The organism is Candidatus Jettenia sp. AMX1 (assembly GCF_030263775.1).
GTDB lineage: Bacteria > Planctomycetota > Brocadiia > Brocadiales > Brocadiaceae > Jettenia > Jettenia caeni.
On the sequence record NZ_SZPP01000015.1, the window covers coordinates 23,896 to 36,936 of the forward strand.

At 42.4% G+C, this 13,041-nt stretch carries 19 protein-coding genes; all 19 read right to left on the bottom strand.

Annotation, left to right across the window (positions count from 1 at the left end; translation table 11 throughout):
• Positions 1-11: 11 nt before the first annotated feature.
• The 19 genes from FBQ94_RS05575 to FBQ94_RS05660 all read right to left on the bottom strand — a co-directional run bounded on the left by FBQ94_RS05575 (position 12) and on the right by FBQ94_RS05660 (position 13,037).
• A complete protein-coding gene (locus tag FBQ94_RS05575; protein ID WP_007222192.1) occupies positions 12-1,865 on the bottom strand; it encodes a hypothetical protein in 1,854 nt (617 codons plus the stop codon).
• Between the two features lie 44 nt (positions 1,866-1,909).
• Complete coding sequence (locus tag FBQ94_RS05580; RefSeq protein WP_040543761.1) at positions 1,910-2,695, bottom strand: hypothetical protein; 786 nt, start codon at positions 2,693-2,695, stop codon at positions 1,910-1,912.
• A gap of 103 nt (positions 2,696-2,798) precedes the next feature.
• On the bottom strand, positions 2,799-2,963 hold the full coding sequence (locus tag FBQ94_RS05585) for a hypothetical protein (protein WP_007222189.1): 165 nt from the start codon (positions 2,961-2,963) through the stop codon (positions 2,799-2,801).
• 18 nt (positions 2,964-2,981) lie between these two features.
• Entirely contained in the window at positions 2,982-3,365 is a 384-nt protein-coding gene (locus FBQ94_RS05590) for a type II toxin-antitoxin system HicB family antitoxin (protein ID WP_007222188.1), read from the bottom strand.
• A 4-nt stretch (positions 3,366-3,369) separates the two neighbouring features.
• Positions 3,370-3,558, bottom strand: a complete 189-nt coding sequence (locus tag FBQ94_RS17425; RefSeq protein ID WP_007222187.1) for a type II toxin-antitoxin system HicA family toxin — start codon at positions 3,556-3,558, stop codon at positions 3,370-3,372.
• Between the two features lie 76 nt (positions 3,559-3,634).
• Complete coding sequence (locus tag FBQ94_RS05595) at positions 3,635-4,423, bottom strand: hypothetical protein (RefSeq protein ID WP_007222186.1); 789 nt, start codon at positions 4,421-4,423, stop codon at positions 3,635-3,637.
• Positions 4,413-4,682: a Mor transcription activator family protein gene (locus tag FBQ94_RS05600; protein ID WP_007222185.1), complete on the bottom strand. Its 270-nt coding sequence runs from the start codon at positions 4,680-4,682 to the stop codon at positions 4,413-4,415. Before FBQ94_RS05600 ends, FBQ94_RS05595 begins: the two co-directional genes overlap by 11 nt.
• Before the next feature lie 121 nt (positions 4,683-4,803).
• Positions 4,804-5,817 carry a tyrosine-type recombinase/integrase gene (locus FBQ94_RS05605; protein WP_285442037.1) on the bottom strand — a complete coding sequence of 338 codons (1,014 nt, stop codon included), beginning with the start codon at positions 5,815-5,817 and terminating at the stop codon, positions 4,804-4,806.
• A gap of 884 nt (positions 5,818-6,701) precedes the next feature.
• On the bottom strand, positions 6,702-9,776 hold the full coding sequence (locus tag FBQ94_RS05610; protein WP_007222183.1) for a CHC2 zinc finger domain-containing protein: 3,075 nt from the start codon (positions 9,774-9,776) through the stop codon (positions 6,702-6,704).
• 111 nt (positions 9,777-9,887) lie between these two features.
• Complete coding sequence (locus FBQ94_RS05615) at positions 9,888-10,130, bottom strand: hypothetical protein (protein WP_007222182.1); 243 nt, start codon at positions 10,128-10,130, stop codon at positions 9,888-9,890.
• Positions 10,131-10,133: 3 nt separating this feature from the next.
• Positions 10,134-10,460, bottom strand: a complete 327-nt coding sequence (locus FBQ94_RS05620) for a nucleoside triphosphate pyrophosphohydrolase family protein (RefSeq protein WP_007222181.1) — start codon at positions 10,458-10,460, stop codon at positions 10,134-10,136.
• Positions 10,461-10,598: 138 nt separating this feature from the next.
• Positions 10,599-10,934: a hypothetical protein gene (locus tag FBQ94_RS05625; protein ID WP_007222180.1), complete on the bottom strand. Its 336-nt coding sequence runs from the start codon at positions 10,932-10,934 to the stop codon at positions 10,599-10,601.
• 40 nt (positions 10,935-10,974) lie between these two features.
• A complete protein-coding gene (locus FBQ94_RS05630) occupies positions 10,975-11,148 on the bottom strand; it encodes a hypothetical protein (protein WP_007222179.1) in 174 nt (57 codons plus the stop codon).
• A complete protein-coding gene (locus FBQ94_RS05635) occupies positions 11,145-11,429 on the bottom strand; it encodes an FAD-dependent thymidylate synthase (RefSeq protein WP_007222178.1) in 285 nt (94 codons plus the stop codon). The genes FBQ94_RS05630 and FBQ94_RS05635 overlap by 4 nt, the downstream gene beginning before the upstream one ends.
• On the bottom strand, positions 11,426-11,638 hold the full coding sequence (locus FBQ94_RS05640) for a DUF3310 domain-containing protein (RefSeq protein WP_007222177.1): 213 nt from the start codon (positions 11,636-11,638) through the stop codon (positions 11,426-11,428). The genes FBQ94_RS05635 and FBQ94_RS05640 overlap by 4 nt, the downstream gene beginning before the upstream one ends.
• A 63-nt stretch (positions 11,639-11,701) precedes the next feature.
• Complete coding sequence (locus tag FBQ94_RS05645; protein WP_007222176.1) at positions 11,702-12,154, bottom strand: hypothetical protein; 453 nt, start codon at positions 12,152-12,154, stop codon at positions 11,702-11,704.
• Between the two features lie 67 nt (positions 12,155-12,221).
• On the bottom strand, positions 12,222-12,569 hold the full coding sequence (locus tag FBQ94_RS05650; protein WP_285442038.1) for a hypothetical protein: 348 nt from the start codon (positions 12,567-12,569) through the stop codon (positions 12,222-12,224).
• Positions 12,548-12,796 carry a hypothetical protein gene (locus tag FBQ94_RS05655; RefSeq protein ID WP_007222174.1) on the bottom strand — a complete coding sequence of 83 codons (249 nt, stop codon included), beginning with the start codon at positions 12,794-12,796 and terminating at the stop codon, positions 12,548-12,550. Before FBQ94_RS05655 ends, FBQ94_RS05650 begins: the two co-directional genes overlap by 22 nt.
• A complete protein-coding gene (locus FBQ94_RS05660) occupies positions 12,783-13,037 on the bottom strand; it encodes a hypothetical protein (protein ID WP_007222173.1) in 255 nt (84 codons plus the stop codon). Before FBQ94_RS05660 ends, FBQ94_RS05655 begins: the two co-directional genes overlap by 14 nt.
• Positions 13,038-13,041: the final 4 nt, after the last annotated feature.

Below are 13,041 nucleotides of genomic sequence, written 5' to 3' on the forward strand. Positions count from 1 at the left end.
AACGGTTCTTTTTATCCACACGCAAAAATATCCTCTACCGTATCCAAAAATATCTGCGCCAACTTCTGACACCGGTCCGCATCGATCAAATGATCATCCTCTTTCTTATAAATCCGATGCTTTCCACCAGACCGGACCGTATGATTCGTATAATAGAGTATAAAATCGTTATCCGGAGGATACTCACACTCCTGCCGTTGCACCTTCTTGGTAAGAATATCGGTCGAAAGTTCTTTCAGGGTTATCTTCGCCGGTTTACCGTCCTTGGCGTCAATAATCGGCTCGCCGTCCTCGTCAACATTATCCGTTGTAGACTCGAACTGAAACCCCTTTAAACGGTCCTCATAATTCTTATGGGCATATTGTCGTAATCCCTGAAGATCATGAGCAACCGCTGATCCTGCATTTCCGAAATCAGTCCCCCATGAGATAGATTCCTTCGGCCCATAGACATCGTCAACCGCATCCAATGCCTGGCATTGTTGGTCATACGTAACATGCTTGAGCTGTAAACGGGCAATAACCTTCTCCCTCAACCCATAGATAACTTTTACCAGTATCTCAGTAGGATCTCCGGAATAACCTAGATCCGCACCTGCTCTCTTCAGTCCCGGTACCGAAATGAAAAAACCCTTGATGAGTCTTCTAAACTCAGAATCTCCCATCTCATCAAGCTGGAAAAATTTTGACTTATCATATCGCATATCAAGAAGAAGTACCTGTTTTGGTACCGGCCCGCTATCACCCGCAATAAGTTCGCATTTATACCCGGAAACACTCACCTCGTTATTCGTAGCATCCACAAAAACCTTTAATGCCCGGTACTCGGGAATATCCTTAATGCAAAGCTTAAACTGATGCCAGGGAAATACCGTGTTCTCCGGATCACCATGCTCGCCTAACACGTTATGCCGAAATTCCGGTGCGTCCTCTCCGCCATACTGATCGATATAAAACCTCCGCCGCTCCTCTGACCAATACGGAGCAGACATGATAGTCTTTGACCACTGTAGCCGCCTGAACTGAATTTCTTTCACATGTGAAGGCAGGTCGTTCAGCGATTCAAGCTGCAGCTCCTTGCTCTTCTCAGTACCCTTTGCCCGTTCATCAAGCTTAAAAAACTCACAAGACCGGTCGCCATCCGGTACAGAATAAACACCTGCTATACAGCGCGGTTTCATAGCACGCCAGAACTCAGACCACTGCTTCTTATTCTTATCCTTTGCGGCCTCGTCCTTTTTCACAAACGTCCTGGCATGAACACCTCTATATGCCTCACCATCGTATCCCGAAGGACGGAAATCAATCTTGAACCGGTGCTTCTTGCCGTAGAAATAAAATGCATGGTGCGGATGTTTTTTCCATCCATCCTTAACATAAGGATGAGTGCGTGCCTTACCGAGATCCGGATTCCATTCAAACTGATCATTCATCGCCTCAATAATCTCATCCAGGTGCGTTTGCTGTGGAGCCCCAATCAATCCCGACCCCAAAACATTCGCAAACACCATATACAGACTATCCGCAACGATATCCCGTGTCTTTCCTACCTCAGCGCCGCAGCAATAAATCTTATGACCCCGATACCGTAACGCCTCCTTTTGATATTCAAAAAGATTATAAGGATCATGATGGTTTGGATCCTCAGGCTCACGTAAAAAGAACTGCACCCAAAGCACAGGATCAGCCAGAATACAACCAAGCTGGAACTCAGCAATACTGGTATACGGCTCCGGGAACTCACTGCGCGCAAGCTGATGCCACGTCCAGTCAAGCCTCTGAAGCCACGCCTCAAAATCAGCCCGCGGTACCAGAATACCCTTTTTCAGATCCGCAATAGCAATAGGCTCAACAGTCTCAATCATATTTTGAACGGCTTAAACGGTTTAAACGGCTTGAACCAAATCTTTTACTCCTCATCCTTCTTAGCCTCTTTCTTCTGCATATTCGACCCAATCTTCGAAAGCAGATCCCCAAGCGTCTCAATCCCTTTCTCCTCCGTCCCCTGTTTCGCAATAGCCTTCGGCGTAATCATAAACTCCTGGGGACTCATACCAAGATCTGCAATGAGTTTAGGAAGCACATTCAAGGCAGGGTGATGTTTCATTTCATGGCCAATCACAGTTCCGTGTTTATCAAATACCTCACTCTGAATGGTTGGACCATCCCGGATAACATCCTCTAAGAGCATCTGTAAGGTCTGAATGGATTGGGCAATCGTTAAGGATGCAATCTCCTGAAAGTCATCAAGCTTTTTATGCTTGACCGCATCTATAATTGCCTTATAGGTTTCGATAACCGCGGCCTTGTCAAGGCAGGCATCCCCCGGAGTCGTCTTTCCCTCTTCAATGATATCGCAGGGATATTGCGGACAGGTAGACTTGCACGGCTTAATCGCGCCGGTGACAAACGACTTCGCATACTTCCCATGCTTCCAGTTCGGCGCCGGGAACTTCTCAGCCCGTGCCTTCCCGCCCTTACTGCGCGCCTCCCGCGCGGCATCGGACATATAGTTCTCCGACTTCGTATACCGCCGCTTAACCCGAAGCCGCTCCGGAATCCCGACCTCTTCCTCATTGCTTAAGTAGTTTAAGCCGCTTTGATTATTTGCATGTGGTTGAATATCTGAAGTGCCAGAATTTAAACCGCTTGAACTGTTTAAACTGTTTGAACTATTCTTTTCTTCTTCCAACAAAAAAAGCCCTCCAGGTAAAATTTCTAAACCTTTTGGGCTTTCTTATACCACATTCCCCTGCCATCTGCTGGCAGATGATTTCAATATTTTTTTACATGATTTTTTATTCCAGTGGTAATCGGTGCTTGAGGATTTTCCTTAATGCAAATTCAGCAAGCTCTTTTGATTGGAGAGGCAGACCCTTCTTGCCGTCCGCCTTTCTTACGATGTATGCCCTTCCCCCTTCTTCAACGATCTCAAAATCTTTTCTTTTGTATTTTGCCTTCATATCCCATCCCTTTCTATATCAACTCTCTGCAATTTTACTAGCAGCATCGACCAGGAAAACCGAACGTGGTACGCCACGTTTTTTGGCCGCCTTGTCTATTTTACGAAGAATCCTTTCAGGTACCGTTATATTAATCCGCACTGCCTTACCGGACATAAACGAAAGATCAATATCCACCAGTACCCAAACACCACCCTTATAATTAGAATGTTGCATATACTTATCTATACTCGATGGTTTTGGCACCTCTGTTTCACCTTCAAGATGACATTCTACCGCCTCCTGAATATTCGCCAATGCTTCATCTAGCGTGTCACCAACCGTAAAACAACCGGGAATATCGGGGATGGTGACACCATAGCCGCTCTTTTTATCTTTATGAATTACAACGGGAAAATACATATAATTACCTCCATTTCCAGCCCGCTTGCCTAAAAATACTTCTTAATGTTCCAATTGGATAATCTTTCTTAGGATGAATAACCGTAACAATTCCTTTCTTCTTTGGATGTTTAAACTTGTGATGGCTTCCCTTTGTGTGCACCCTTACCCAGCCTTCACTTTCCAGCCTTTTGATTATCTCCTTGCTGTTCATGCCTTATATTATACACACCATACACACTTATTCAAGTATTTTTTCACTTTTTTTCAATATTGCCGTATAAAAATTGTTAATCATTATGTACATCCGACATCAATATCCGTTCAAACCGATATGTCCTGCGCCCATTACTCACACTTTCTAGTCTCTTACGCCATCCAAGAGACTCAATACTGTCCCTTTCGCGACTGGTAAGTGATGCTAAATTGTACTGGCTTGTAAAAAACTTCTTGAGACTTCTCCTGCGGCTTATCTCAAGAAATGTCTTATAAATATGCGCGGATCTTATCGTAAATGCATTTTGTACATACGATACGTCAGGCAAGTTACCATCATCAAGGATCGCTTCCAGGTATTCCACAATCAACGAGGAGATCTCCGACGTATTTGGGTTAGATTCTACTACATCATCAATAAGATCATCCACCGGCATATCAAAGAAAAAGTTAAGTGCCCTGGCTGAAAACTGACACCCCTTATTTGCCTGCTTGCATAATTGAGGGACGGTATTCATAGAGAGACCAGGACGGGGTAATAACCCAAGTTCCTCATTACAGAAACCTCTTTTAGGAATATTACCCTTTAAGACATCCTTAAGAATTATAGCCATTTCTTCCTGTCGTTCGTTTATTTTTGCTGCAATATTAGGGTCTTTACACCGTAAAGGTTGCAATTTCATCGTTAAACCAAGCACTGCCTCCTCAAAAATGCAAAGATGGGGTCTTAAACCAACTCCTTCCACCTGTATAATACAGGTGGAAGAATACTTTCTGAGCCAAATCGTGCGTTGAATCATCTGTCTGATAGACTCAAAGAAGTCAAGAAAATTTTTCTTTCGACTATTAATATCAATCACCATGCACAATCCGCCTCACAAGTCGCGTCGTTATCCCAAACCTCAGCGCCAATTCCTCATAATTCCCGCCATGGAAAAGCATTTTTATCCGCTTATTACGTGCCTCACGGATAAAATAGGATGCCTTGGGTATTGAGATCCGACAGCCGGAAAGCTCCTGCACAAAAACCTTGAATACCTTTTCCGCAACATCCGGCCCAAAATCGGCGCAAAACCTTTGATATAATTGATCCAACGCATCATAACTCATTGGTTTCGGCATGACACCTCCATGAACAGGTTTTTAGGAATTTTTTAGCACAAACACCACAAACTTCCTCGTCTCTTGAAACATCCTTCGATATTCATCCTGGAAAACCTTACGCTTGAGCGACTTGTGAGTTTTACTGCTTACTTCCTTCAATCTTCTCTCCTTCATCCTTTTTAATCCAAAGATTTGTGAATGGCTGCCAGTATGCTGCCAGGCTCGGATATATTCTGTGTATGCGTCCGCGCGTAGGGAAATACCTCATCGTTGTCTCTGCATGCTTATGCCCAAGCCGTTCCCCGATCGCCGCGATATCGTATCCCTGTATACTCCGAAGATCTGAAGCATGCGTAGCCCGGAACATATGAATATGTATTTTAGCCTTCCTTATCCCCGCCCTTTCCGCATATCTCTTAATAATCGCATCCACGGCATTCGCCGTTAACCGCTTCCCATCGCCATACACCTTGCCGCCCTTACGATACGATATAATAAATGGATCCTCACCTCTTGCATGGTGTGACAACCTTATCGAAAGCCACTTCCTCACGAATAAAGAAGGGACCTTCCATAAATATACAACCCTGCTAGAATGATGCTTGCTCTCCCTGATAGTAATATCAATAGCCTTTCCATCGTCTATAACGTCCGTAAGATCAAGATTTAAGATCTCGCTAACCCGTAACCCGGCAAAGGCAGCCAGGATAACAATCACCGCATCCCGAAGCCCTTTTTCTGACATAATATTGATCACCCGGAAAAACTCGAGGACCTCTTGCTGTGTAAACTTCTGAACAAACTTTTTCCAAATTTTCGGCCTGGGTATATTAGCCGTACTATCCTCTTTAATTACCCCCTCATACACCAGGTACCGGAAGAACTTCTGTAACGCAATCAACTTTGTAAACCGAGTCTGATTCCCATTCCCCTTATAAAAACAATGTTCCAAATATCTCTCAACATCCTGCCTGGTAATATCCGCAATACCCTTCTGACTCCTGACTTCTGACTCCCGACTCCGCATCTCTTCCAGCCATGTAAAGAACTCCAGGATCTTATCCCGATATGTCCTCACACTCCCCTCCGACAATGCCTGTAAAATCCTCAAATGCCTCTCAAAACCTTCCAGATATGACTTTATTTCACACATCTCAAACTCCGTCAAAAAGATATTCCCCCCGCCGCCCCCCTGAAGAAAAAACCCTTTCCCCATACCCTCCAATTTATAACCAGTATCAGGGGAAATAACCAAAAATGGTCATCAAATCTTTCAAGGGGGGGTAGGTCTAAATCCTTCCTAACTACCATACAATAGCTTGTACTTTTATCCAAAAAAACCACTTCAATAATTTTAAAAAACACAACAATACACATATAAGTTACCACAGTATAATAGCTTATATGCAACAAGCACATTGTAACATTAGGCATCTTATCAGACGTTCCATTTCTGCATATTCTGCTATTTCCCCCACGTGTAAAACCAAATCCAACACAGCCCCAGCACACAATAAACCTCTAATCCTTATCACTAAAACCTCACAAACAAATAAAAACATAAATATAATAAATAAATATAATTTATTTTTTCCCAACTCAACCATTATCACCTACACTGAAAAATAGTTTTAGAAGGCTAAAATCAAGTTCCCCTAGTTCCCTAGTTCCCCTAACCTCAATTAAGTTGTTATAAACCATACCGATAGAACTAGGGGAACTTCAAAAACCATATACACCAAGTTCCCCTATAGTTCCCCTATAAGTTCCCCTAAGTTAAGTATAATAAATACAAGTACTTAAATATGTTTAGGGGAACTAGGGAACTTGTTTTAAAAAATGTCCTCATCTTAAAATTATTTTCTAGTAAAAAAAATATATAAATATTTGATAATAATATACTTAGAGGAGTTTTTACATCTTTATTGTATCCACTTGTCCTTTGTTTATACCCGTGAGAATTCATCTTTATAGTTCCCCTAAGGTTGTAAACTGTTTTATCCTTAATAGTTACATTAGGTATAGCAGGAAAAAACCTCATCTTAACACCCTCATCTTCTTACTAAACTTCCAATACCACTTCCCCATAATCTTTTTATATTTAATCTCTCCCTCTTTCCTGGAGATATATTCCCAGCCACCCTTCTTCATAACTTCTTTGTCATTCGATATACGGGCTCCAAGTGCATTTGGGGAATCGTACGGGTTTTTAATATGCTGATTAGCGCAGTAACGATTAAAAATCGTAAATAGATCCGCAGCCGTTACTATCATTTCCAGCCTCTGTATACTCTCTGTGAGACCTTCATAATCCTCATCCTCACTGATCTCCTCTTGAGACTCAGTGAGATAAAACGTTTCAAGATACTCAGGATCATCGAACACGAGAACCCTCTTGTCAGGATATTCAGTTATTGATTGATATTGCAGATCTGCCCTGCCTCTTATTTTTATCCATACTTCTTTCACAAGACCGTCCATAAGGGTTAGCAGGGTATTGGAAGTGACCGCTGTTTGCTTCGCCTGTTCTTCTTGATAGGTAATCCATCTCTCAAGTAAGTCTGCAGCCTGTTTCTTAATTTCAGTATCTTTTTGAGATGGTATATACTCGAGTAAAGCTTCAAGGATGACCATCATTGTACATAGATGTTCATTATTCCTATCCTTATTATGTTTTGGGAAGCGTGTATTAAGATACTTCGACCATTCAGTCCTTTCCGATAACCTCGGAAGGACTGACTTACTTATCATTTTGAGGATAGCAGAAAGGATAAAATTTCTTTGCTTTGATATACTTCTCATGACTTCATCGTGAGTATATCCTGATATCTTAAATCGATCTTCAAGGATGATAGAAAAAGTCCTATTCACGAGCTCTGGCAGCTTCCCGGGAAATGCTTCAATACTCGATATCATACCCATGGAGTTTAGTTTCTGGTAAATATTCTCCGTATCGCTTCCTGTTTTTGCCTTTGGCTTGTTAGCGCTATTGGCCAACAGCAGTAAAAAATCAACCTTCTTTTGGGTAAGATTTCGATTCTCCAAGTTATCCTGGAAGACAACTGGATTTTGTGCGGCCGTCCTATCATCAGCCGCATCAGTGCCTCGGCCACTATAATTTTCTCCATAAATAAGCTGACTTGTCCGTTCACCAATCTTCGATTTTCCCAAGGAACTATCACCAAGGATCTGAACCAATCCCCGGTCACCCTGGTAATTCATGATAAACACAGAGATAATCCAGCACATCAGAAAGTACCGCTGTGGCCCTTCTGCTGGTATCGTATCCATAAGCAGCGTTTTTACTGCGCGAAAGCCTTCGGCTAACGCTACATTTGGCTGATATTCAAACGGTTTCATTTGAGGGCTCGATGATAACAACACGGAATTCTCATTCGTGCCATTATCGATAACCTTTGGATCCTCACCCGCTGTTAGCTTGATTATTTTATTATGTGGACTACTTAAATTCACATAAATCGTATCCTTCTCTTTGTCGGTATACAGCCAACTCATCAGCGCCACATATTCCCCGTGAATATTACAGAGGGTTTGGAGCGAATACCACACAACAGGTCCCGGCTTTTCTATCGCTGTAAGCCTTGTAAGCCTGAATATCAACGAGTTAAAATCAATATTATTCCCAATCTCATAAATCTGGCCGCGGTAAAATATCCACACCTTTTTATCGCTTGTCTTAAAAAACCTCGCACCGGCGCCATTCGAAAACCACTTAAAGATCTGATCGGCCACCCTCGTCCCATCAGCCCTTTTCAACTCCGCATCCTCGCCAAACGCAATCGATAGCTCTTTTGAAAGGTCCGTAGAATTCATAACTAAATCTTCCGCTGCCCTGGTTGTTATCCCAATCGTTTGCGCGATAAGGGTTGTATAAACCTCTTGTTCTGCTTTGGAATGCAGCCTACTAACAGTATGAGGAATTTGCCGGATCTTTAAAGTCTCAAGCCTATCCTTTGGCTCTGGTATAGACTTTAACATCTCTATCTCCCATGCCAGAGGATCCAATGCTTGATCCTTTAATGCCTTAACTGCATTCCGAATATCTGCTGCAGAGCATCCCTCTTTTCGCAACTTCTGAATATACTCATCCGGATCTTTTGCCGTTCCCGGATGAGTAATTATCTTAACCTTAATACTCTCCTCTTCCTGGAGACCCTGGTAGATAAAACGGGTATGATGCGGCCCTCCCTCGTTTTTCCTGAAATCCTTCTGCGGATCCTTATCAAACCACAAATAGAGTGTTTTATTTGGATAAAAATTCTTCAGCAAAGTAACCTGTTCCGCATTTGGCGCGCCTGCCGTCCCGATCACATTGTTTATCCCAACATCCAGCAAACTAGCCCGGTCATTCTCGCCTTCAACTAGAAAGGTCTCCTGGTGTTTCCCTAGCGTCTGGTGATTCAAAAACCATGTCTTTTTCGCGCCCTTGAGGAGTAACCCTTTTACCTTCTTAAGAGGATCCTTGCAGGTAAACGAAATAACATTCCCCGAATGGTCAACCACCGGGAAGACAACAAGCCCTTGCCAGTAATAATCCTGAACCGGTATCTGCTTCCCATCCTTATCTTTATCCCTTGCAAGACCAAAACTCAGACATTCTGCCGGAGTAAACGATTGCCCTTGTAAAAACGAAAGAAGCCCTCCCGTAGTCCACCCTGCCCCCATAAATTGTAAGGTGGATTCCGTGTGTCCACGCACGTTACAAAACCATTCCCGCCCCTGAGACCCCTCTAAAACCATCGCCTGGTGATAATACTCAGCCGCAAGCCGGTACATCCTTTCCTGCGCCGTCTCCTTTTTCTCTTCCTTCTCCTGGTATTGGTTCTGTAACTCATACCCGATCATTTCTGATGCCTTCTTTAGTGCCTCGGATTCATTACATTGGTCTGCAACCATAATCAGATCAATAACAGAACCCCCGTTTCCACATGAAAAACACTTCCATAAATTCTTATCTTCATCGATTGACATACAGTCATTATGATTACAGCAAGGTGAGGGATTAGCAAAGCGCCCCTTTTTCTCAGCTTTGTAGGCATGGAGTAAATCGATTATTGATAATCTGTTTTTAATAGTTTCGAAGTCGTTCATTTAAGGTTATTAACAATCTTTTATAGGAATAAAGACCTGTAATAGAAGGGATTGCGACTTGCACTTTTTGCGATTCTTATGTTATTGAAATTCATTTAAAAAATTCCGTGTCTATCCGTGTCCATCTGTGGCTAATTCTTTTTTCGAAATAGCCTTCACCCGTTCCAGAGCATAACACCCCGTCACCCCATCAAGCCAGATTACCGGACGATATCCGCTTAATAGCTCGGCCATACTTCGTGTCTTTGTTCTTTTGACCTTCCCGTTATCCAGGATTAGATCAACAACGGTGCCAAGGGGATTATTTCTGTTCCAGTCGTCAATAATTTTTTGTGGTGATTTTTGTTTTGCCATGGTTTATATAACCTTATTCCCATGTCGATAAGGTCTAGTTTTGTTATGCTCAATCTTTTTCTCTAATGCTTCCTGGAGATTAATTTCTAAATGCTCGCACATATCCAGAATTCTTATGATACAATCGGCTAACTCAACAGCAAATCCTTCAGGTTTGTCATTGTCATTACGTGTTTCGAAATTACATCCAAAGGCTCGATAGTCCTCCAGGGCTTCTGATAGTTCACTATGACATAAAGCTATCATTTCGCCTATAGACCTGCTTTTATCCCACCAGCCTTTTTCTTTCGCCATCTCGTGAACTTGTTTTTGCAATTCTTTTATTGTCATCTGCCGTTATCCTTTCGTCTGGTGTAATTTATTGTTATCCACAATATGCAACATTTGGATAGCAAACCACCGCCCATCAACAAAACTACCATCTCTAACATATACAATACTCCTTTCTAAAGTTTTTTAGTTTCATACTTATATGGCCCTTTCACGGTATTTCTTAAAGATCGAAAGCGTTACCCGGCCCCATGCCAGCGTCGTCTTCTTAAACACCTCAAAATCCCTATTCCCCTCTTGAGAGGGGTGGCCCGAAGGGACGGGGTGTGTTACCTCTTGAGAGGGGTGTAGGGGTGTGTCCTTCCATGCCTCATTTACTTCCGCGTCCAGCTTGCGTTCCTGGCTATATAATTCACGCTGATTATCCCTTGTCCAGTCTAATACGTTAACCCCATTGTTTACTATATTTTGAAATTTTAGATTGATTTGACTATTAATCGTCTTTACAATCTCTTGATAATATTTCTCATACATAACAACCCTCCTTCGTCCCCATTTTTTGAGGGAGTTTTCCTTATTTTTTATGGGAATTTACTTGGTTGACCAATTTGGCTGCAACTTCCTGTCTGGCGTGGTTGTCTAGACACTCAAGACAGGTATAATAGGTCTGCTTATAGTCCGGTATCCGGATACAATCAAAATCCTTTGTATCCAGTTCTTTTTTACAAAACATACAATTCTTTTTCATCTGACTATATCCCCAAAAACATTTGGCCAGAGGAAAGTAAACTCATCCAAAATCATCCCGGCAACCCCACGGTCACAGGTTACCCGTACAGAGATATTGATATGTTCTAAAATCGAGTGATGCCCGGAATTGATGATCTTTTTTACGAAATTAACACATGAAGTATCTGTAATCTTATTCTCAGACTTATAGCAGATACGTCCTACACACTCCAACCTCTTTAACAGTTCTGTCTCATCCAGCCTATCAAGGATTTCAATTGATGGTTTTATAATCCTCAATCTTTTTCCTCCTTATTGTACAAAAAACGGTTTAAATACCAGATTGCCTTCCTGACATCCTCCGTCTGATCAGGTGTCTTCCTGCCTGTCCGGAGAATGTATTTAATTGCATTTCCAAGATGAAAACCAAGCCCGAAGGCCTCTATTACATTAATTGCCTCAATCCCACCAGCTTTATAATGCTGAGGATGGTTTATATTATCCGTCATAATTCCACCTTAATGAAATATCATAAGCCAGGAATTCCGACTCCTGTATTCCGATTTCCTATCTTACCCCTGCCTTCCTACTGCATAATTCCCCTTATGCCTGTCCCTCAGTTCACCAATCTTTGACTTGTTCCAATTTTGTACACGGCTGTAATAACCAACAATCCTGGTAACACCAATCAGCTTTTCCGTTTCACCGGTAATAAGAGATGGTATCAGGATTTCCAGGGGGGTTTTAATGATCGTGTCAATCTCCACCTCAACGGCATCTTCACGTTTATGATTGAGAATCTTGATACGGCTTCTTTCGGTAATCTCCTGACAGGGTTCATTATCGATCGATATACCGTCAATTTCCAGGACATCATTCATTAATTCAACAGTTTCAATAAATTCATTTAACTTGCATTTGATCCGTTCTCTAATTATCTCAGCAAGGTTTTGAGCCTCTTGGGGATTTACCGGTATATGGCACGTATTTTCAGTACAACATGACAACGTTTCTTTATTCTGCACGACAACCTCCTTTTTTTAGTAAAAAAAATGTTCAAACGGCCTGTACGGGCGGGTTTCAAACCCGTCCCTACGTTTTTTCAATAATTTCTAATTCTTTCACTATAGGCTGTTGAGGTCCCTTTCTGTCGCCAAACTCATCCTCCTCCGCCTGGATATACCCCTTCAGCCTCACCAGGGTCCCTAGCGATGGATCCTTACTTAACAAGAGCACATCATCAGGCACAAACACCTCAAACACCTCTTCCTTTTCCTCATATCCTTCTTTCGCCTCTTGCCTGACAAGCACCTTCAGACTATTCCCTTCAAACCCCTCCACCTCACCCACCAATCTGAATGCCGCCTTCTTTTCCTTCATCAGTCCCGGCTGAATCCGGAAGAAATTAAAAGTCGTCCTTACCACCTCGTTACGTCCCACGTACTGTTGTATATTCCCCTCCAGTCGTACCCCATCACACTTTTTAAACTGTTTGGTACATTGATTTGCAATATCATTGTTCCAGATCCTTCCAGTACCCGCACATTCCCTAACACAACATTCTGGCATTCAATAAAAACCTCAAGATAATCCTTCCCTGTCTCCGTCTTTTCCCACGTAAATTTATCTAGCACGCCCCACACCGTAGCGCCATTATAATGGTTCATAGGTTCTCCTTTTTTTCCCTCTTTTTTCCTGAACTCCTTTTCGTTTTCTTAGGAGCTCAGGTATATCTTTCAGACCATCTATTGCCACATTGCATCGTAGCACAAGAAGTTCGCTGAGATCCCGTTTATGCCTGAGAACCAGCAGAGCAATCGTATCATGTGCATGTCTGATAATTTCACAGATTTCATTTTCTCTCGAATAATAATCCAGTATTTTTTGACTTGGCGTAAGCCTTTGCATAATT

What these genes read in the sequence shown, in the direction of transcription:
- FBQ94_RS05575 (WP_007222192.1), bottom strand. Translation starts at nt 1,865, where the DNA reads ATGATTGAGACTGTTGAGCCTATTGCTATTGCGGATCTGAAAAAGGGT.
- FBQ94_RS05585 (WP_007222189.1), bottom strand. Translation starts at nt 2,963, where the DNA reads ATGAAGGCAAAATACAAAAGAAAAGATTTTGAGATCGTTGAAGAAGGG.
- FBQ94_RS05590 (WP_007222188.1), bottom strand. Translation starts at nt 3,365, where the DNA reads ATGTATTTTCCCGTTGTAATTCATAAAGATAAAAAGAGCGGCTATGGT.
- FBQ94_RS17425 (WP_007222187.1), bottom strand. Translation starts at nt 3,558, where the DNA reads ATGAACAGCAAGGAGATAATCAAAAGGCTGGAAAGTGAAGGCTGGGTA.
- FBQ94_RS05595 (WP_007222186.1), bottom strand. Translation starts at nt 4,423, where the DNA reads ATGGTGATTGATATTAATAGTCGAAAGAAAAATTTTCTTGACTTCTTT.
- FBQ94_RS05600 (WP_007222185.1), bottom strand. Translation starts at nt 4,682, where the DNA reads ATGCCGAAACCAATGAGTTATGATGCGTTGGATCAATTATATCAAAGG.
- FBQ94_RS05605 (WP_285442037.1), bottom strand. Translation starts at nt 5,817, where the DNA reads ATGTGTGAAATAAAGTCATATCTGGAAGGTTTTGAGAGGCATTTGAGG.
- FBQ94_RS05610 (WP_007222183.1), bottom strand. Translation starts at nt 9,776, where the DNA reads ATGAACGACTTCGAAACTATTAAAAACAGATTATCAATAATCGATTTA.
- FBQ94_RS05615 (WP_007222182.1), bottom strand. Translation starts at nt 10,130, where the DNA reads ATGGCAAAACAAAAATCACCACAAAAAATTATTGACGACTGGAACAGA.
- FBQ94_RS05620 (WP_007222181.1), bottom strand. Translation starts at nt 10,460, where the DNA reads ATGACAATAAAAGAATTGCAAAAACAAGTTCACGAGATGGCGAAAGAA.
- FBQ94_RS05625 (WP_007222180.1), bottom strand. Translation starts at nt 10,934, where the DNA reads ATGTATGAGAAATATTATCAAGAGATTGTAAAGACGATTAATAGTCAA.
- FBQ94_RS05630 (WP_007222179.1), bottom strand. Translation starts at nt 11,148, where the DNA reads ATGAAAAAGAATTGTATGTTTTGTAAAAAAGAACTGGATACAAAGGAT.
- FBQ94_RS05640 (WP_007222177.1), bottom strand. Translation starts at nt 11,638, where the DNA reads ATGACGGATAATATAAACCATCCTCAGCATTATAAAGCTGGTGGGATT.
- FBQ94_RS05655 (WP_007222174.1), bottom strand. Translation starts at nt 12,796, where the DNA reads ATGAACCATTATAATGGCGCTACGGTGTGGGGCGTGCTAGATAAATTT.
- FBQ94_RS05660 (WP_007222173.1), bottom strand. Translation starts at nt 13,037, where the DNA reads ATGCAAAGGCTTACGCCAAGTCAAAAAATACTGGATTATTATTCGAGA.